The sequence below is a fragment of the Mycobacterium sp. IDUB_39 genome, assembly GCF_055419205.1.
Map to the genome: position 1 here is coordinate 1080977 of NZ_JBVAXF010000001.1, position 18166 is coordinate 1099142.

The 18166-nt window shown below is 66.8% G+C and carries 18 protein-coding genes; 9 read left to right on the forward strand and 9 right to left on the reverse strand.

Annotation, left to right across the window (positions count from 1 at the left end):
* Positions 1 to 92 precede the first annotated feature (92 nt).
* The gene (locus tag ACZY0X_RS05110; protein ID WP_463768513.1) at positions 93 to 1241 is read left to right on the forward strand and encodes a uroporphyrinogen-III synthase; all 1149 of its coding nucleotides are present in this window, start codon (positions 93 to 95) and stop codon (positions 1239 to 1241) included.
* Entirely contained in the window at positions 1238 to 1918 is a 681-nt protein-coding gene (locus ACZY0X_RS05115; protein WP_463768515.1) for a sirohydrochlorin chelatase, read from the forward strand. The genes ACZY0X_RS05110 and ACZY0X_RS05115 overlap by 4 nt, the downstream gene beginning before the upstream one ends.
* A 105-nt stretch (positions 1919 to 2023) precedes the next feature.
* Here the strand turns inward: ACZY0X_RS05115 and nirD are convergent, their stop codons facing one another.
* Entirely contained in the window at positions 2024 to 2383 is a 360-nt protein-coding gene (gene nirD / locus ACZY0X_RS05120) for a nitrite reductase small subunit NirD (RefSeq protein ID WP_463768516.1), read from the reverse strand.
* Between the two features lie 11 nt (positions 2384 to 2394).
* Entirely contained in the window at positions 2395 to 4953 is a 2559-nt protein-coding gene (gene nirB, locus ACZY0X_RS05125) for a nitrite reductase large subunit NirB (RefSeq protein ID WP_463768517.1), read from the reverse strand.
* Between the two features lie 225 nt (positions 4954 to 5178).
* Between nirB and ACZY0X_RS05130 the strand changes: the two genes are divergently transcribed.
* On the forward strand, positions 5179 to 5718 hold the full coding sequence (locus ACZY0X_RS05130; RefSeq protein WP_463768779.1) for a YdcF family protein: 540 nt from the start codon (positions 5179 to 5181) through the stop codon (positions 5716 to 5718).
* Here the strand turns inward: ACZY0X_RS05130 and ACZY0X_RS05135 are convergent.
* From ACZY0X_RS05135 to ACZY0X_RS05150, 4 genes are read right to left on the reverse strand one after another with little or no spacing between them, the layout of a single operon-like run.
* Positions 5715 to 6905, reverse strand: coding sequence for a cytochrome P450 (locus tag ACZY0X_RS05135; protein WP_463768518.1), 1191 nt, complete (start codon positions 6903 to 6905; stop codon positions 5715 to 5717). The genes ACZY0X_RS05130 and ACZY0X_RS05135 overlap by 4 nt on opposite strands.
* Complete coding sequence (mhpA, locus tag ACZY0X_RS05140; RefSeq protein WP_463768519.1) at positions 6902 to 8449, reverse strand: bifunctional 3-(3-hydroxy-phenyl)propionate/3-hydroxycinnamic acid hydroxylase MhpA; 1548 nt, start codon at positions 8447 to 8449, stop codon at positions 6902 to 6904. Before mhpA ends, ACZY0X_RS05135 begins: the two co-directional genes overlap by 4 nt.
* Positions 8446 to 9384 carry a fumarylacetoacetate hydrolase family protein gene (locus ACZY0X_RS05145; protein ID WP_463768521.1) on the reverse strand — a complete coding sequence of 313 codons (939 nt, stop codon included), beginning with the start codon at positions 9382 to 9384 and terminating at the stop codon, positions 8446 to 8448. The genes mhpA and ACZY0X_RS05145 overlap by 4 nt, the downstream gene beginning before the upstream one ends.
* Positions 9381 to 10517, reverse strand: a complete 1137-nt coding sequence (locus ACZY0X_RS05150) for a VOC family protein (protein WP_463768522.1) — start codon at positions 10515 to 10517, stop codon at positions 9381 to 9383. The genes ACZY0X_RS05145 and ACZY0X_RS05150 overlap by 4 nt, the downstream gene beginning before the upstream one ends.
* A gap of 144 nt (positions 10518 to 10661) precedes the next feature.
* Between ACZY0X_RS05150 and ACZY0X_RS05155 the strand changes: the two genes are divergently transcribed.
* A complete protein-coding gene (locus ACZY0X_RS05155; protein ID WP_463768523.1) occupies positions 10662 to 11336 on the forward strand; it encodes a TetR/AcrR family transcriptional regulator in 675 nt (224 codons plus the stop codon).
* Positions 11337 to 11352: 16 nt separating this feature from the next.
* On the opposite strand, the gene ACZY0X_RS05160 is transcribed toward ACZY0X_RS05155, so the two are convergent.
* Positions 11353 to 12111: an isocitrate lyase/PEP mutase family protein gene (locus ACZY0X_RS05160; RefSeq protein WP_463768524.1), complete on the reverse strand. Its 759-nt coding sequence runs from the start codon at positions 12109 to 12111 to the stop codon at positions 11353 to 11355.
* Positions 12112 to 12225: 114 nt separating this feature from the next.
* On the opposite strand from ACZY0X_RS05160, the gene ACZY0X_RS05165 reads away from it, so the two are divergent.
* The 5 genes from ACZY0X_RS05165 (at position 12226) to ACZY0X_RS05185 (ending at position 16586) form a co-directional block, all read left to right on the forward strand.
* A complete protein-coding gene (locus tag ACZY0X_RS05165) occupies positions 12226 to 12522 on the forward strand; it encodes a hypothetical protein (RefSeq protein ID WP_241405896.1) in 297 nt (98 codons plus the stop codon).
* 88 nt (positions 12523 to 12610) lie between these two features.
* Positions 12611 to 13432 carry a hypothetical protein gene (locus ACZY0X_RS05170; protein WP_241401659.1) on the forward strand — a complete coding sequence of 274 codons (822 nt, stop codon included), beginning with the start codon at positions 12611 to 12613 and terminating at the stop codon, positions 13430 to 13432.
* An 83-nt stretch (positions 13433 to 13515) separates the two neighbouring features.
* Positions 13516 to 15432 (forward strand): fumarate reductase/succinate dehydrogenase flavoprotein subunit, encoded by a 1917-nt coding sequence (locus tag ACZY0X_RS05175; RefSeq protein WP_463768525.1) that lies wholly within the window; start codon positions 13516 to 13518, stop codon positions 15430 to 15432.
* 1 nt (position 15433) lies between these two features.
* Positions 15434 to 16183: a succinate dehydrogenase/fumarate reductase iron-sulfur subunit gene (locus tag ACZY0X_RS05180; protein WP_463768526.1), complete on the forward strand. Its 750-nt coding sequence runs from the start codon at positions 15434 to 15436 to the stop codon at positions 16181 to 16183.
* A 241-nt stretch (positions 16184 to 16424) separates the two neighbouring features.
* Positions 16425 to 16586 (forward strand): hypothetical protein, encoded by a 162-nt coding sequence (locus tag ACZY0X_RS05185; protein WP_463768527.1) that lies wholly within the window; start codon positions 16425 to 16427, stop codon positions 16584 to 16586.
* Positions 16587 to 16595: 9 nt separating this feature from the next.
* Here the strand turns inward: ACZY0X_RS05185 and ACZY0X_RS05190 are convergent, their stop codons facing one another.
* A complete protein-coding gene (locus ACZY0X_RS05190; protein WP_463768528.1) occupies positions 16596 to 17081 on the reverse strand; it encodes a flavin reductase family protein in 486 nt (161 codons plus the stop codon).
* Between the two features lie 13 nt (positions 17082 to 17094).
* The gene (locus ACZY0X_RS05195; protein WP_463768780.1) at positions 17095 to 18129 is read right to left on the reverse strand and encodes an isopenicillin N synthase family dioxygenase; all 1035 of its coding nucleotides are present in this window, start codon (positions 18127 to 18129) and stop codon (positions 17095 to 17097) included.
* Positions 18130 to 18166 lie beyond the last annotated feature (37 nt).

Sequence of the window (18166 nt, forward strand, 5' to 3'; positions counted from 1 at the left end):
ATGTCATGGACGAGTCATCGACATCGAGTCGCGACACTGCACGGCAATGGCCGGGAAACTGATTGGAAACATGAACTGCCTTCACTGGTGTCATGGTTGAGCCGGGCTGGGCGCCCCTAACGGGGTTCCGCATCGCCGTGACCTCGGCGCGTCGGTCCGAGGAGCTGGCGGCTCTGCTGACCCGTCGCGGGGCGACCGTGACCAGCGCCGCCGCCATCACGATGGTGCCGCTGCCCGACGACGATGAACTGCGCGAGTACACCGAGGCGCTCATCACCGCGCCACCCGACATCGTGATTGCGACGACGGGCATCGGGTTGCGGGGCTGGATCGCCGCGGCCGACGGGTGGGGCCTAGCCGCAGACCTGACCGAGGCGCTGGGCGCGGCGCGTGTCGTGTCTCGCGGCCCGAAGGCCACCGGCGCGCTCCGAGCCGCCGGCCTGCCTGAGGAGTGGTCTCCCGAGTCGGAGTCCTCCCGCGAGGTCGTGCAGTACCTCGTCGAGGGCGGTATCGCGGGTCTGCGCATCGCCGTCCAACTACACGGCGCGACCGACGAGTGGGACCCGTTCCCCGAGTTCCTCGACGAGCTTCGCGCCGCAGGCGCCGAGGTGGTGCCGATCCGCGTCTACCGATGGCATCCGCCTGCGCGCGACGGCGCCTTCGACCAGATGGTGCTCGACATCGCCGCCCGCAAGTTCGACGCCGTCAGCTTCACCTCGGCGCCCGCCGTGGCCTCGGTGTTGATGCGTGCCGCCGAACTCGGCGTCGAGGAGCAGTTGCTGTCCGCGCTGCGGACCGACGTCCACGCCATGTGTGTAGGCCCCGTGACGGCGCGGCCGCTGGTGCGTCTCGGCGTCCCGACGTCGGCACCGGAGCGGATGCGCCTCGGCGCGCTGGCTCGGCACATCACCGACGAGCTACCCGTGCTGCTGTCCCGCAGCCTTCGGGTCGCCGGTCACGAGATGGACATCCGTGGCACGTGCGTGCTGGTCGACGGGGTGGTGAAGGATCTGTCACCGGCGGGTATGGCTGCCATACGCGCCCTCGCCCTGCGGCCCGGCACCGTGGTGAGCCGCCACGATCTGCTCCGCGCGCTGCCCGGCGGCGGCACCGACACTCACGCCGTCGAGACAGCGGTACTGCGACTGCGAACTGCATTGGGCGACAAGCGAATGGTGTCGACCGTGGTGAAGCGCGGTTATCGACTCGCCGTCGACGACACTCCGCCAGGGACCGCGTGATCCCGATCCTGGTCGCACACGGCACCCGCAAGGCCGAGGGTGTCGCGATGGTGGGCGACCTCGCCGAGCGTGTCGGTCACACCCTCGGGCGCCACGTGCGCACCGCCTTCGTCGACGTCCTCGGACCGTCACCGGCCGAGGTCCTCGAGTCGGTCGCCGGCACCGCCGTGGTCGTGCCGGCATTTCTGGCGTGCGGCTACCACGTGCGCGTTGACATTCCGTCCTTCGTGACCGCGAGCGGACATACCGACGTCGTCGTCACCGATGCACTCGGACCGTCCCCCCAGATGGTGCGCGTGTTGACCGACCGGCTTGTCGAATGCGGCTGGCGGGTCGGTGATTCCGTCGTCATGGCTGCGGCCGGGACATCAGACCTCGGTGCGCAGCGGGACCTGCGGATCAACGCGGCGATGCTGTCGGCGGCCATCGGTGACCGTGTCGAGCTGGCGTTCGCTGCGACGGGGGAACCCAAGGTCGCCGATGCGGTCGCGGGATTGCGCGCCCGGGGTGCGCGTCGAGTGGTCGTCGCCACGTATCTGTTGGCCGAGGGTCTTTTTCAGGAACGTCTGCGCGCGTCGGGCGCCGACGCCGTGACCGCACCACTCGGCCTGCATCCTGGGGTGGTGCGGCTGGTGGCGAGCCGCTTTCGACGCGCGCGGCTGCCCATCGCGGCCTGATACGAGTCAGGCAGAAGTGCCTGGGGACCCGCTCGTTTGTGAATCTGACGACGCCACAGCCCATTTTCCGTCGTGACGTTCACATTCCGGGTACGACGGATACCCCTAGGCCGCGGCGACCTCGACTACGCCATCATCGGTGATGCGGGTGCGGTACACCGACAGTGCGACGTCGGGGGCGTCCAGACACTGACCGTCATCGAAGGCGAAGGCCTGCTTCTTGATCGGGGTCTGCACGCACGCCCGGCCGGCACGGTCACCGACGATGCCACGCGATATCACCGCCGCACCCGAGAACGGGTCGACGTTGCCGACAGCGTGCAGTGACCCGTCGTCGAGCCGGAACAGCGCCACCTGAGCGCCGTCGGGCAGCAGCACACCCACCCCGCGGCACGGGGTCAGCCACGCGTAGTCACACGCCGTCGTCCACACCGCAACGTCATTGCGGTCATCGATCACGGTCATGAGAACTCCTGTCAGAGGCCGATCTTGGGCATGCCGATGGACACGGTGGAGGGAACCTTGCGACCGGATCGCTGCTCGAACTCGACTGTGGGATCGGCGACGTCGGGTGCGTTGACGAACGAGACGAACCGCGACAGCTTGTTCGGGTCGTCCAACACGCCCTTCCACTCGCAGGCGTAACCGGTGACGTGCCGCTCGATGGCGGCCTCGAATTCCGCCGCCAGACCCAGCGAGTCGTTGCAGACGACATCGCGCAGATGGTCCAGGCCGCCATCGAGCGCCTCGACCCAGGGTGCGGTGCGCTGCAACCGATCTGCCGTGCGGATGTAGAACATCAGGAAGCGGTCGATGTAGCGGATCAGCGTCTCGTTGTCGAGGTCGCCCGCCAGCAGCTCGGCGTGCCGCGGCGTCATGCCGCCGTTGCCGCCCACGTAGAGGTTCCAGCCGTTCTCGGTCGCGATGACACCGACGTCCTTGCCGCGGGCCTCGGCGCACTCGCGGGCGCAGCCCGACACGCCCATCTTGATCTTGTGCGGAGCACGCAACCCTCGGTAGCGCAGTTCGAGGTCGATGGCCATCTGCACCGAGTCCTGCTGCCCGTAGCGGCACCAGTCACTGCCCACACAGCTCTTCACCGTGCGCAGTGACTTGCCGTAAGCATGCCCGGACTCCATGCCGCCCTCGACCAGCCGGCGCCAGATCTCCGGCAGCTGGTCCACCCGAGCCCCGAACATGTCGATGCGCTGACCGCCGGTGATCTTGGTGTACAGGTCGAAATCCCGTGCAATCTCCCCGATCAGGATCAGATGCTCGGGCGTGATGTCGCCTCCGGGCACCCGCGGCACCACCGAGTAGCTGCCGTTGCGCTGAATGTTGGCCAGGAAGTGATCGTTGGAGTCCTGCAGGGATGCCGTCTCATCCTCGAGCACGTGATCAGAACTGGTGGACGCCAGGATCGACGCGACGGTGGGCTTGCAGATGTCGCAGCCCTTGCCGGTGCCGAATCGCTCGATCAGCCCGGAGAAGGTGCGGATCTCGGTGGCGCTGATGATCTCGAACAGCTCGGCGCGCGACTGACCGAAGTGCTCGCACAGCGCCTTGCTCTGCTGGACGCCCTCGGCCTCGAGCAGCTGCTTGAGCAGCGGAACACACGACCCGCACGACGTGCCGGCCAGCGTGCACTTCTTCAGGCCAACGACATCGGTGCAGCCCCCGCAGATGGCCTCTCTCAGATCGCCCTTGGTCACGTTGTTGCACGAGCAGATCTGCGCGATGTCCGGCAGCGCACCGACCCCCAGACCCGGTGCACTTCCGTCCTGGACCGGTGCGATCAGCGACAGGGGGTCACCGGGCAGCTCGCTGGCGACCATCGGGCGCAGCACCCCGTAGGCAGACGCGTCGCCCACCAGAATGCCGCCGAGGAGCGTCTTGGCGTCGTCGGAGAGAACGAGCTTGGCGTAGGTCTGTTTCACCGGATCGTTGACGACGACATCCAGGCAGTTGGGTGTCCGCCCCTGGGCATCGCCGAAGCTGGCCACATCCACACCGAGCAGCTTGAGCTTGGTGGACATATCGGCCTCACCGAACTCGGCCTCACCACCGAGCAACCGGTCGGCGGCCACCTCGGCACTGGTGTAGCCAGGGCCGACCAGGCCGTAGCAACGACCCTCGATGGCCGCTACCTCGCCAATCGCGTAGATATTCGGATCGCTTGTGACACATGCCAAGTCGGTCAGCACACCACCACGCTGCGCGATATCAAGGCCGGCCTCGCGGGCCAGTTCGTCGCGCGGACGCACACCCGCCGCGAAGACCACCACACCGGCGTCGATGCTGGTGCCGTCATTGAGCGACAGCCGCACCGAGTCGTCGTTATCGGATTTCCGCAGCGGCTTGTTCTTCTGGGCCGGCTGGATTCTCTCGGTGCCGACTCCGGTGTGCACCTCGATGCCGAGACCCCGGATCATCCGGTTCAGCAGGGCGCCGCTGGCCCCGTCGAGCTGGGCAGCCATGAGATGCGGTGACATCTCCAGGACGTGGGTGCTCAACCCGAACGTGCGCAACGCGTTGGCGGCTTCCAGGCCGAGCAGACCGCCGCCGATCACCACGCCGACCGGCGTCTTCGAGTCGACCGCGGCCAGCGCGCCGGCGCGGATGGCGTCCAGATCATCGAGCGTGCGATAGACGTGACAGTGCGGCAGGTCGTGTCCCGGGACCGGCGGGACGAAGGCGTACGAGCCGGTGGCCAGCACGAGGGCGTCGTAGGGGATGCGACGGCCAAGTGTCGTCGTGACGTGCTTCGCGGTGCGGTCGATGTGGGTCACGCTGTCGCGAAGGATGAGTTCGACATTGTCGTCGCCGGCGTACTCGTTACCCGCCAGGGCCAACTGCTCGCGGTCCCAGTGCTCGGTGTAGCCGGTCAGCCCCACGCGGTCGTAGGCGGCGTCGGCCTCCTCCCCGAGGACCACCACGTACCAGGAGCCGTCGGCGTCGCGGGAGCGCAGCGCTTCGACGAAGCGGTGGCCGACCATGCCGTGTCCCACAACCACGACACGTTTCTGAGAGGACATGCGACGAAGGCTAGGGAGCCGATATTGCGGCTGTGTCGCGTCGTGTGAAGCGGTCATCACGGTGTTCTCACCGCCTCAGGGCGCGCCGTGTGAGCGCGTCTCCTGTAACAACGGTCACTGCGGAAACGATGACACCGTCAATAACATGAACATCATCTGTCTCTAGGCCACGGAGGACTCATGCGTTGGAGAACCGCTGTCGGGGCGGCGGCACTCGCCTTTGCGATGCTCTTCAGTGACGCCCTGCCGGCCGGCTGGACCTCGGTGGCTCACGCCGAGCCCGCGGTCGTCGGCAAGGACTTCACCAAACCTGCGATCGTGATCCTGGGCTACGGCCTGGAGCCGAGCGGCGCCATGCGTCCCATCCTGCGCCGCCGGGTGCTCACCGGACTCACCGTCGCGCAGTTCTACCCGCAATCCCCGATCATCGTCACCGGCGGCAACCCGCGCAACGGCCGGACCGAGGCCGCCGCGATGCGAAACATGCTGATGCTGCTCGGATTCCCGGCCAACAGGATCATCCTGGAGGACCGCGCCAACAGCACCGTTCAGAACGCCGCGTTCTCCGTGCCGCTGGCCAAGAAGGCCGGCACGACGGGCATCATCCTGGTGACATCCTCAACCCATCAGGACAGGGCCGACGGCAACTTCGCCGACGCCGGTGGCAATGTGCTGGCCACCATCAGCTTCCCCGACGGCGACCCGGCCACCAACATCGCGCAACTGGTGCGCGACGTGATGAGCCCGGTCACCAACATCGGCTAGGCGGCGATCAGCTTGACCGGCAGCGATGCGTGCCGGCGGATGATGTTGTTCAGTGCCCAGACCGGGGTCGCCGTCAGTTCGATGCGGTCCACCCGCTCGACGAGTGCGCGCAGCATCGCCTGCGTCTCCAGGCGCGCGAGCCCCTGCCCGGCACACGCATGGGCACCATTGCCGAAGCCGAGCTGACGGGTCGCGTCATTGCGGATGTCGAACACGTCCGGCTCATCCCATTCGAGCTCGTCGCGGTTCGCAGACGCGTAGATCACCAGCACCCTGGCTCCGCCCGGCACCACGACGCCGCCGACCTCGACGTCGCGGCGTGCCTTTCGTGTGAACGCGCGTAGCGGAGACGAGTACCGGATGATCTCGTTGACCGCGTTCGGGAGCAGCTCGGGCTGACGCTTGAGTAGCTCGAACTGTTCGGGATGGGTGGCAAACAGATGTACGCCGTTGGCGATCGCGCTGATGGTGGTGTCCAGCGACGGGACGATGTAGTCGATCATCAGCGACGCGCAGTCGGCGTCCGACAGTTCACCGTTGTCGGCAGCGAGCAGGACGTCGTGCCCCAGGCTGCCGTCGAGGACCGAGCGGTTCTTGACGACACGGCGAGCGAAGCGAAGCATCCGCGCGGAGTCCGGGAGAGCCCGAGCCGCACGCCGGTTGAAGGGCCCGAGTAGGTCGAAAGTGGCTCCTCCCCATGCCATCAGGTCGGCTCGCTGGGCCCGCGGCCAGCCAACCAGGTCGGGGACGACAGCCAGCGGCAATGCCGACGCGATGTCGTCGATGCCGTCCACCGATCCCTTGGCGACGGCCCGGTCAACGATCTCGTCGGCCAAGCGGTCGACGTCGTCGGCCATCGAGCGCAGGGCGCGTGGGAGCAGACGGTGGGCGACGAGCTTGCGGCGCTCGTCGTGGGCCACCCCGTCGCTGGTGAGGGTGGTGCCCTTCGAGAAGGTGTTCGGGATCGGGTTCAGCGCGACCCCGTCGCCCGAGATGAACGTCTTGTCATCGCGCAGGATCGACTTGCACTCGGCGTAGCGGGGGATTGCGTACGCCCGGTGCCGGGTGAGTCGCACGACGGGCCCGAGCGCGCGCAGCCGCGCGTAATGCGGGTAGGGATCGATGATCGCCGCGGCCGAGTAGATGTCGGAGCGGTAGTCGGGAATGCGGTGGCGCGTCTGCCTCATTGGGGAGTTTTCTCTTTCCGGAAGGTTCCGCCGCAAGACCTGGGGAGGGCGTCGAACAGGGTGGCTAGATCCCGGCCCGCGCGCATGACGGTGCGGTCGGGCCGGATGATGGCGGCGTCGGCGCGACCGCGGCGCAGCCAGCTCGCGAGTTCGGAACCCGGAGCGGCGAGGTGGACGACGGCGCCGCGCTCGTCGGCGATGGCGCGCTCGGCGGCAGTTGGCGCGGTGCGGGTGATGACGGCGAAGCCGTTCCCGAGTTCGGTGTCGAGACGTGCCCCGCTCGCCACTAACGGATTCGGGCAGAGTCTTCCGGCGAGTTGCCTGGGCACCCTGGTCTTGCGAACGAGCGCCGTGCGATGCAACGCCGGTGTTTCGCTGTCGACGAGATTGGTGCTCAGCCCCGGCAACCAGTGCAGTCGCGGCACCACCATCCGACGGATCAGGTTCCCGAACTCGCCGCCCGCCGTCATCGCTCGGCCGACCGCCAGGGCCAGCCGGATCATGTGCAGGGCATGCGGCTTCCGTTCCTGCTCATAGGTTTCCAGAACGTCGCTAGGCAAGGTCCCGGTCAGTACTCCGGCGAGTTTCCAGGCGAGGTTCATCGCGTCGCGCAGCCCGGCGCCCATGCCCTGTCCCACGAACGGCGGCGTGAGGTGGGCGGCGTCGCCGAGCAGGAAGATCCGGCCCCGCCGCCAACGGTCGGCGAGCTGTGCACGAAAGGTGTACTCGGTGACGCGCACCAGTTCCAGATCGGCACGCGAAACATGGTCAACCCAGGGACGAATCAGCGGCCCGAGTGCATCGAGAGTGGCGAAGTCGGCGGCGGTCTCGCCGGCCAGCAGTTGGAACTCCCACCGGTAGCGGGTCTCGCCGATCCGCATGTACGTGCCGGCCCGGTCCGGGTCGCAGACCTGGTCGACGCCCTCCCAGTGAGCCAGATCCGCCGCGGTGGCGACGTCGACGACGAGCCAGCGCTGCTCGAATCCGAGATCCTCCATCCGGGAATCGATCCGGGACCGCACGATACTGTTGGCGCCGTCGCAGCCGAGCACGTAGTCCGCCTCGACGATGTGTTCGCTGCCGTCGGTGCGGTCGGCGTAGGTGACGCAGACCCGGCCGCGCGCATCGTCGGCGAGGTCGGTGACCTCGACGTCGCCGCGTAGTTCCGCGTGCGACTGACGTGCCAGGTTGGTCCGTAGCACGGCCTCGAACTCGGGCTGGTCGAACATGTTTGCCCGGGGAAACCCGTTGCGGCTCAATGCGGTATCGCGCCTGAACTCGGCGAGCGTGTGCATCGATCGGTCGAGCAACCGCAGCCCCAGCGTGGGGCGCGACATCGCCGCGAACTCGTCGGCGATGCCGAGCCGGGCCACGATGCGGAAGATCTCGTCGTCCAGGTGCACGGCCCGTGGTTGCGGATACACCTGCGCCCAGCGGTCGAGAACCAGGCAGTCGACGCCGAACTGCGCGAGCAGGGTGGCCGCCGTCACCCCAGTTGGCCCCGCCCCGATGACGACGACGGGGACGTGCGACACCGCCGTCATGCGTAGCGGACCACCGCGCGTTGGGCGCCCAGATCCACCGCCTTGTCATCGGTTGCCACACTGGCCTCCACGACGTCGCCGTCCTGCAGGTACTTCGCGTTCTTGGCCTGGGCCTTGAAGAACGCCTTCCACTTCAACACGGGCGGCAGCAGCGCGCCGATGATCTCGATCGGCTTGGCCGGTGCACTCAATGCGGTCCCGACGGGGGTACCCGTCAGCAGCAGATCGCCGACGTCCATCCGCTGGAATCGCGTCAGCTCCTGCAGGGCACGCAGCGGAAGGTAGATCATGTCGCCGGCCACCTTGGCGTCCTGTCGAAGTTCGCCGTTGACCCGCAGCTGGAGGCGCAGCTCGCCGAAGCGCTTGAGTTCATCGGCGTCGAGCAGCACCAGCGCCGGCCCAATGGGCGTGAACGTTGGATACGACTTGGCTTCGTAGAACTGAGTTTTCGGCAGCTGGATGTCACGGGCCGACACGTCGTTGGTGACGACGAGCCCGGCGATGTAGGTGGGCAGGTCCGCCTCCGTGAGGATGGTGCCGACCGGGAGTTCGCGCCCGAAGACCAGGCCGATCTCCACCTCGTAGTCCAAGAGGTTGACGTGCTTGGGCTTGACGATGTCGTCGGTCGGCCCGTTGATCGACCCGGATGCCTTGCGGAAGAACGCTAGTGGGAGTGTCTTGGGGTTCAGTCCCGCGTCCTTGGCATGCGATGCGAAGTTCGCCATCTGGGCGACGATCCGGCACGGTGCGGTCACGGGTGAGACGAGGTCGAGGGTGTCGACCGGGACCGGGTCGACGCCTGTGGTGGCCGCGTCGACGGCGGTCCGGTCGCCGAGAAGTTCGGCGGTGGTGGTGGCCGCGGTGTCGATCCGCACTGCGCCACGGTCAGTTTGGACGTACCAGGCGTCGGCGGTGCGAAGGACGGTCGTGGTCATGAACTGGCTACTTTCAGCAGGCCGCGCAGGCGGGCGAGGGTGAATTCGTTGTCGTGGTCTCTGACGGCTGCGAGCATCGAGCGCAGCTCGTCGATCGACTCCCGGTTGGGGGCGATCCCGAGGAAGTCCTTGGTGACGGGCGGTCCCCACTGGGCCAGGCCGGACGCGGTGAACGGCGCCCAGCCGGGCTCGAGGGTGTTGTCGAACATGTCGCCGTCGGCGAAGTGCTCGACGAGGAAGCCGTCAGGATCGCGCCAGTAGTCGAAGAGTTGGCTGCCCTGGATGTGACGGCCGATACCCCACGATCGGCGGTAGCCGCGTTCGCGCAGGTACTCGCCGCCGGCGGCCAGCGCATCGAGATCGGCCACCTGGTACGCGGAGTGCACGTACCGATTGCGCGGGCCGAGTGTCATCGCCAGCGTGTGGTGGTCGGCGGGTACGTCGCCGCGGTCGCAGCGGATGAAGCTGACCGTCGGACCCCGGTCGCGCTGGCCGGGGAAGAACTGGAAGTCGCTGACGATCATGCCGAGGTTGTCCAGGTACCAGTTCAGCGCCTCGATGTACTTGCTGCTCTGCAGCACGACGTGACCCAGGCGTTGCACGCTGGCGGCAACCCGTGGCGGACGCTGGGTTGCGTTGGTGCGCAGCAGATCATGCCCACGGTTCACCACCAGCGGGGCCTGCGACGGCAGGGGCGCCAGGTCGTGGGTGCCGGCGATGACGTGAACCGGGACGCCGCTGGGGTCGATCAGGTCGACCGCGAGTCCACCGATGCTCTCGGGGAGCGCGCGGGTTGGTGTGCCCGTCACCTCGGCCAGGCGCAACACGTCGGCTTCGTCGGCGGCGGCGAAGGCGATGCCAGCGAATCTCGACTTGGGACGCCGGCGCACGATCAGACACGGGGCACCGGCGTCGGTGCCACGCAGTTGCAGCTCGTCGGACGTCCTTGCCACCGTGGCGAAGCCGAAGGCCGCCGCGAACGCCTCGGTGCGGATGAGATCCGGCTTCTCGAACTCCAGCCAGGCGATATCGCGCACCTTGATGACCGGATTTCGGGACCGGCCCGGGTGCTCACCCCGTCGTGCGCCCTGGTCACTGTGCAGGTCTTGATGCGCGCCTACGGCGTCGCTCATGGCCGACCTCCTCGATTTCTGACGAAATCGTCACATGCGCCGTTATCATCAGTCAAGCGCTTCTGACGAAACCCTCAGAATTGAGGCGCCGGTTAGAATCAACTGAATTCCGGAAGGATCCGCGGGCGAAGGGGCACCATCGCGATGACGACGCAGCCGCCCGAGCGGCATGGCGATCAGCCGAACCGATTGGCTCGGCGCAAACAGCGGACCCGGGCGGCACTGATCGCCGCGGCGCAATCCTTCATCGCGGCCGGCAAGCTCAACGCGCCGGTTCTCGAGATCACCCAGGCCGCCGACGTCGGGATGGGATCGTTCTACAACCACTTCGACAGCAAGGAAGAGCTGTTCGACGCGGCCCTCACCGACGCGCTCGACGTGCACGCGGATCTACTGGACGCCTACACCAAGTCGCTCGACGACCCAGCCGAGGCGTTTTCGTGCAGCTTCCGCTTGACCGGGCGGATGTTCCGTCGACGCCCCCAGGAAAGCCGGGTACTGCTGTCGACCGGACTGTCCCTCCTGTCCTCGGACAGGGGTCTGGCACCGCGGGCACGGCGCGACATCAGCGCCGCCGTCGAGGCCGGCAGATTCCACGTCACGGATGTCAGCCTGGCCCTCGCAATGGTCGGAGGGGCGCTGCTCGGTCTGGGTCAACTACTCCACGACGAACCGGATCGCGACGACTCCCAGGCCGCGGACACGGTGACGCAGAACGTTCTCACCCTGCTGGGCATGCCCGCCGACGAAGCCAGTCGCCTCTGCCAGCAGCCGCTGCCCGATCTCACCTTCATCGACCAACCGGGCCCGGCTGCCTGAGGATCTCGTTGTCTCGCTATCGCCATGGCGCGAGGAGCTCACCCGCCCGGGCCGACAAGGCGGACTGCAGGAACGGTCCGAAGCTGATCCGGCCGACGCCCAGCGGTCCGAACGATGCCGGGTCGTCCTGATCGGGCAGCGCGATGGCGTTGACCGGCAGCGGCAGCTCGGATGTCAGGCGGCGCAACGTGTCCGGATCGTGTCGACCCACGGGGTACAGGCTGTCAGCACCCGCGTCGGCGCACAGCTTGAGCCGAGACACCGCACGCTCGAAGCGATCCGCCTCGTCACCGTCCTGCCGGAGGAACAGGTCGGTCCGGGCATTGATCACGACGTGCACGTCGGCATCATCAGCGGCCCTGCGCAATTCACCCACCAGCGCGGCGTGCTCCTCGGCGGCGCGGATTCGCTTGCCCTCCTTGTGCACCGTGTCCTCGATGTTGAACCCGACCGCGCCCACCGACAGCAGTCCCTCGATGATCCGCTGCGGCGTCTCGCCGTAGCCCGATTCGATGTCCACCGAGATCGGCACGTCGACGGCGCCGGTGATCTGCGCAACGCGCGCGATCAGCTCGTCGAATGACATGCCCTCACCGTCGGGCTTGCCGACGGACTCGGCGACGGGATGGCTGCCAACGGTCAGCGCAGCAAATCCCGCATCGACCGCGAGCTTGGCCGACCACGCGTCCCAGACCGTCGGGAGCACCACCGGTGTGCCTGGCACGTGCAAGGCGAGCAGTGCGACGGCGCTTTTCTGAAGATCCTGCTTGGACAACTCTCCAACCTCCTGTTGAGAACGTGACCCGCGTCACGTCGATCCAGTGATGTGGCTAGCATCGTCTGTCGTAATGTGATTCGTGACACCCTTCAGCCCAAGGAGGTCGACTCGTTGTCCACTACTACTGAACTCGCCCAGCTACACGAACTGATCGGTGGCTTACGGCGTTGTGTGACCTCGCTGGCCTCACGCTACGGGGACACCCCGGAGATGCGGCGCATCGTCAACGACGCCGAACGCATCCTCAATGACATCGACCGTCTCGACATCGATGCCGAGGAACTGGAATTCAACCGCGGCGGAAGCCTGCACCACCACGTCGGGGAGAAGATCGGCATCCCAGACACCCAGTACGCCAGCGACTTCTGGCAGGACGTCGACGACGAAGGCCTTGGCGGAGTGCGGTGAGCTGGTGCCGCCGTGGGTCAACTGATCCACGGCGCTACCGCGCGCCGCACCACCGTCGCAACATTACGACCGAAGTGAGGAAATATCCGTGAGCGCACCCACCGCCGACCGCCCCGGCACAGGTGTCTTCTCCCCGACGCGAGCGCAGATCAGCCAGCGCACGCTGCGTACCGACAACTGGTGGCGCTCGCCGCTGATCGTCGACCTCGGCTTCGCCGCGTTCGTCATCTACGCCACGGTGCGGGCATTCCTCCAGAACAACTACTTCGTGGCCGAGTACCACTACCTCACGCCGTTCTACTCCCCCTGCATCAGCAAGGGCTGCACGCCTGAGGCGAGTGGATTCTGGCCGCAGATCCTGCCCGACGTGTGGTGGCTGCCGTACGCGGCCGCCTCACTGCCGTTCCTGCTCCTGTTCCGGCTGACCTGCTACTACTACCGCGGGGCGTACTACCGGTCGGTGTGGCAGTCGCCCACCGCCTGCGCCGTGGCCGAACCGCACGCGAAGTACACCGGCGAGACACGGTTGCCGCTGATCATCCAGAACACGCACCGGTACTTCTTCTACATCGCCGCCGCCATCTCCGCGATCAACACCTACGACGCGATCGTGGCGTTCCACTCGCCCACCGGGTTCGGTTTCGGCCTCGGCAACGTGATCCTCGTCGTCAACGTGACGATGTTGTGGGTCTACACGCTGTCGTGCCACTCCTGCCGCCACGTTGTCGGCGGCCGGCTCAAGCACTTCTCCAAGCACCCCATCCGGTACTGGATGTGGGGTCAGGTCAGCAAGCTCAACACCCGGCACAAGCAGTACGCCTGGATAACGCTCGGCACGCTGATGCTCACCGACTTCTACATCATGCTGGTGGCCAGCGGGACGATAAGCGACCTGCGATTCATCGGCTGATTCTGCCGGACTGCTGATTCTCTTGGACCGTCGATTTTGTTGGAAAAGCAGCACAATTCACGAACTAGCGAGGTTGAACGTAGATGGCTGAACTCGAACGGCACGAATACGACGTTGTCGTGATCGGAGCCGGCGGGGCTGGACTGCGCGCAGTGATCGAGGCCAGGGAACGCGGTCTGCGCGTCGCCGTGGTCACGAAGTCGCTGTTCGGCAAGGCCCACACGGTGATGGCCGAGGGTGGCTGCGCGGCGGCGATGCGCAACGTCAACACCAAGGACTCCTGGCAGGTGCACTTCGGTGACACCATGCGCGGCGGCAAGTTCCTGAACAACTGGCGGATGGCCGAACTGCATGCGCAGGAGGCCCCCGACCGGGTGTGGGAGCTGGAGACCTACGGTGCGCTGTTCGACCGCACCAAGGACGGCAAGATCAGCCAGCGCAACTTCGGCGGGCACACCTACCCGCGGCTTGCGCACGTCGGCGACCGCACCGGGCTGGAGATCATCCGCACCCTGCAGCAGAAGATCGTCTCGCTGCAGCAGGAGGACAAGAGGGAACTCGGCGACTACGAGGCGCGGATCAAGGTCTTCCACGAGTGCTCCATCACCGACCTGATCAAGGACGGCGACAGGATCGCGGGCGCCTTCGGCTACTGGCGCGAGACCGGCAACTTCATCCTGTTCGAGGCCCCGGCGGTCGTGCTCGCGACGGGCGGCATCGGCAAGTCGTTCAAGGTGTCGTCGAACTCGTGGGAGTACACCGGCGACGGCCACGCCCTGGCGCTGCGTGCGGGTTCCAACCTGATCAACATGGAGTTCATCCAGTTCCACCCGACCGGGATGGTCTGGCCGCTGTCGGTCAAGGGCATTCTCGTCACCGAGGGTGTGCGCGGTGACGGCGGAGTTCTGAAGAACTCCGAGGGCAAGCGGTTCATGTTCGACTACATCCCCGCGGTGTTCAAGGGGCAGTACGCCGAGACCGAGGAAGAGGCCGACCAGTGGCTCAAGGACAACGACTCGGCACGCCGCACACCTGACCTGCTGCCCCGCGATGAGGTCGCCAGGGCCATCGTCGCCGAGGTCAAGGCGGGCCGCGGCACCCCGCACGGCGGCGTCTACCTCGACATCGCCTCGCGGATGCCCACCGAGGAGATCAAGCGCCGCCTGCCCTCGATGTACCACCAGTTCATCGAGCTGGCCGAGGTCGACATCACCAAGGACGAGATGGAGGTCGGCCCGACCTGTCACTACGTGATGGGCGGTATCGAGGTCGATCCCGACACCGGCGGCGCTGCGACCCCGGGCCTGTTCGCGGCCGGCGAGTGCTCCGGCGGTATGCACGGCTCCAACCGACTGGGCGGCAACTCGCTGTCCGACCTGCTGGTGTTCGGCCGTCGCGCCGGACTCGGCGCCTCCGATTACGTACGGGCGCTGGCCGAACGGCCCAAGCCGCCGCAGGACGCCGTCGACGAGGCCACCAAGATGGCGTTGGCACCGTATGAGGCACATGAGAATCCCGAGAACCCGTACACGCTGCACGCCGAACTCCAGCAGTCGATGAACGACCTCGTCGGCATCATCCGCAAGGAAGACGAGATCGAGGAGGCGCTGGTAAAGCTCGACGAGCTCAGGGGCCGCCTGCAGAACGTCGCCGTCGAGGGTGGCCGGGTGTACAACCCGGGCTGGCATCTGGCGATCGATATGCGCAACATGCTGCTGGTCAGCGAGTGCGTCGCCAAGGCGGCGCTGCAGCGCACCGAGAGCCGCGGCGGGCACACCCGCGACGATCATCCGGATATGGATGCGAACTGGCGCAACACGCTGCTGGTCTGCAAGACCACCGAGGTCGCCACCAGCGAGGCGATGGTCCCGAGAGTCACCGTCGTCCCAGAGCGGCAGACGCAGATGCGGCCCGACCTACTGGAGTGCTTCGAACTCTCCGAACTCGAGAAGTACTACACCGATGAAGAACTGACCGAGCACCCCGAACGGAAGGCCTGACATGGCTGCCTACAACGCAAGTCTGCGGGTCTGGCGCGGAGACGACGACGGCGGCGAGCTGAAGGACTACACCGTCGAGGTCAATGACGGTGAGGTGGTGCTCGACATCATCCACCGGCTGCAGGCGACGCAGACCCCGGACCTCGCTGTGCGCTGGAACTGCAAGGCAGGCAAGTGCGGCTCGTGCTCGGCGGAGATCAACGGCAAGCCGAAGCTGCTGTGCATGACCCGGATGTCGACGTTCGATCCCGACGAGACGGTGACGGTCACCCCGCTGCGCACCTTCCCCGTCATGCGCGATCTCGTCACCGACGTGTCGTTCAACTACGAGAAGGCGCGTCAGATCCCGTCGTTCACCCCGCCGAAGGATCTGCAGCCGGGCGACTACCGGATGCAGCAGGAGGACGTCGAGCGCAGCCAGGAGTTTCGCAAGTGCATCGAGTGCTTCCTGTGCCAGAACGTCTGCCACGTGGTTCGTGATCACGAGGAGAACAAGGAGAACTTCGCCGGGCCGCGCTTCCACATGCGCATCGCCGAGCTGGACATGCATCCGCTCGACGTCGTGGACCGCAGGGACATGGCCCAGGACGACTTCGGGCTGGGCCTCTGCAACATCACCAAGTGCTGTACCGAGGTCTGCCCCGAGCACATCAAGATCACCGATAACGCCCTGATCCCGATGAAGGAACGTGTCGCCGGCCGCAAGTACGACCCGGTCGTGTGGTTGGGCAACAAGCTGTTCCGGCGATGAGCGCTTGCGCGAAGAGCAGACAACACCGATGAGCGCTTGCGCGAAGAGCAGACAACACCGATGAGCGCTTGCGCGAAGAGCAGACCAGGCAGCTAAACCGGAGACGTTCCAAAGACCTGCCAACGCGACGTGGCGGCGAGAATCCTCGAGATTCCCGTCGCCACGTCTCATTGGCCCCGTAGCGGGTACCCAAGGCGCGTACGCTCGAGGAAAATAGCCATCAACGAGGGAGGTCATCCTCATGAGCTACGGAGAAACGAAGAGCGTCAACGATATTCGCACTGCCATCCGCGAACTCACCACTCGCGCGGAGCTGGCCCGCAAAGAGGGCCGACCCGACGACGCAGCGGAGATCGACCGCCGCATCCAGGGCTACCGCGAGGCACTCAGCGCCAAGCCCTAGCGCCCCCGGTTAGGCGCCGAGGCGGCGGAACGCGCTGCGGTGGAACACGATGGGTGCGACGTCGTCGTGCACGGTGATCTCGTGCACCCGCAGGACGACGATGGTGTGATCGCCCGCCAGGACCTGCTGTTCGATGGCGCTCTCCAGCCACACGCTGGTCCCGTGGATGAACACCGCACCACCGTCGGTGGACTTGGTCTCCAGACCGGCGAAGCGATCGCCCGTCTTGGCCGCGAGCGCCTTGGCCACCTGATCATGAGCCTCACCCAGCACGCTGATGCCCAGCACCGGGAGATCCTTGAGCTTGGGCCACGTCGTCGATGAGTTCTGTACACAGAACGACACCAGCGGCGGGTCAAGCGACACCGGGACGAACGTGCTGGCCGCAAGCCCGACGAGGATGCCGTCGACCTCCGCGGCGATCGCGATCACGCCGGTGGGAAAGTGACCGAAGGCCTCGCGTAGGGAGGCTGGACTGAGATCAGTGCTGCTCATAGCAACTCCATCTTCACACAGAGGATCCGTAGCCGTGCGCGGCGGCCACATCGGGGTGTGCGCGCAGTCTGCTCTTCCATGCGTTTCGCCCGTACACCGAGAAGATCCTCTCGTTCGACGGATCAGCGGTGACACCGCGGGCGTCGGCCGCGAGGTCGGTGGGCAACCGCAAAACGGGAAGCTGCGCGTCGAGGCGTGGATTGAAGAAGTAGGGCACCGAGATCCGCTCGCGGGCGCTCAGGGTCACCCGATGCTCGGTGGCGCGCAGGTACCCGCCGCTGGCGATCTCGAGCATCTCGCCGATGTTCACGATGAACGCGCCGGGCAGTGGGTCCACGTCGATCCACTCGTTGCCGGACCCATTTCCCGTCGCTTCGCTCGCCCCGGACCCCCGCACCTGCAGACCCCGACTACCCGGCTCGGCGAGCAGCAGGGTCAGCACGCCGGCGTCGCGGTGGGCACCGACGCCCTGCGGGGTCTGCGCCCTGGCCGGGTAACGCACGATCTTGATCAGCGTGGCCGGGGTGTCGGCGAACGCCTCCTCGAAGACGTCCTCGGGGCTGCCCAACGACGCAGCCAGCTGCTGCAACAGCTTTCGACCGACGTTGGCCAGCACGGCGTCCCATTCGGCGATGATGTCGCGCAGCTCGGGCAGCCCGGCAGGCCACTGGTTGGGGCCCTGCAACCGCAGATAGGCCTCGGCGGGATCACTCAAGCTCAGCCGCTCGGGCCCGATGTCGATCTGCTCGCGCCAGTCCACCACGCCGCCGGTGAACTCCCCGCCCATGCGCGTGTACCCACGGAAGTGTGGGCTGTTGACCATCGCGACCGCGTCCTTGTCGGCCTGTGGCAGCGCGAACAGCCTGCGCGCTGCCACCAGCACCCGCTCGGGCAACTCGGCGGGCACGCCGTGGCCGATCAGGTGGAAGAACCCGACGTCGTGGGCGACCGTCCGGAGCCCGGTACGCAGCTCTGCGGGCTCGGCCCGGAGGTCGACGACCGGCAGGTCGGTACGCACGGAAGTCACCGGTCCATCATCGCCGGGCAGCGCAGCGTCGGCCAGGGTCTGGATCGCCGTGAATGCA

What these genes read in the sequence shown, in the direction of transcription:
- ACZY0X_RS05110 (WP_463768513.1), top strand. Translation starts at nt 93, where the DNA reads ATGGTTGAGCCGGGCTGGGCGCCCCTAACGGGGTTCCGCATCGCCGTG.
- nirD (WP_463768516.1), bottom strand. Translation starts at nt 2,383, where the DNA reads ATGACCGTGATCGATGACCGCAATGACGTTGCGGTGTGGACGACGGCG.
- nirB (WP_463768517.1), bottom strand. Translation starts at nt 4,953, where the DNA reads ATGTCCTCTCAGAAACGTGTCGTGGTTGTGGGACACGGCATGGTCGGC.
- ACZY0X_RS05130 (WP_463768779.1), top strand. Translation starts at nt 5,179, where the DNA reads ATGCTCTTCAGTGACGCCCTGCCGGCCGGCTGGACCTCGGTGGCTCAC.
- ACZY0X_RS05135 (WP_463768518.1), bottom strand. Translation starts at nt 6,905, where the DNA reads ATGAGGCAGACGCGCCACCGCATTCCCGACTACCGCTCCGACATCTAC.
- mhpA (WP_463768519.1), bottom strand. Translation starts at nt 8,449, where the DNA reads ATGACGGCGGTGTCGCACGTCCCCGTCGTCGTCATCGGGGCGGGGCCA.
- ACZY0X_RS05145 (WP_463768521.1), bottom strand. Translation starts at nt 9,384, where the DNA reads ATGACCACGACCGTCCTTCGCACCGCCGACGCCTGGTACGTCCAAACT.
- ACZY0X_RS05150 (WP_463768522.1), bottom strand. Translation starts at nt 10,517, where the DNA reads ATGAGCGACGCCGTAGGCGCGCATCAAGACCTGCACAGTGACCAGGGC.
- ACZY0X_RS05155 (WP_463768523.1), top strand. Translation starts at nt 10,662, where the DNA reads ATGACGACGCAGCCGCCCGAGCGGCATGGCGATCAGCCGAACCGATTG.
- ACZY0X_RS05175 (WP_463768525.1), top strand. Translation starts at nt 13,516, where the DNA reads ATGGCTGAACTCGAACGGCACGAATACGACGTTGTCGTGATCGGAGCC.
- ACZY0X_RS05180 (WP_463768526.1), top strand. Translation starts at nt 15,434, where the DNA reads ATGGCTGCCTACAACGCAAGTCTGCGGGTCTGGCGCGGAGACGACGAC.
- ACZY0X_RS05185 (WP_463768527.1), top strand. Translation starts at nt 16,425, where the DNA reads ATGAGCTACGGAGAAACGAAGAGCGTCAACGATATTCGCACTGCCATC.
- ACZY0X_RS05190 (WP_463768528.1), bottom strand. Translation starts at nt 17,081, where the DNA reads ATGAGCAGCACTGATCTCAGTCCAGCCTCCCTACGCGAGGCCTTCGGT.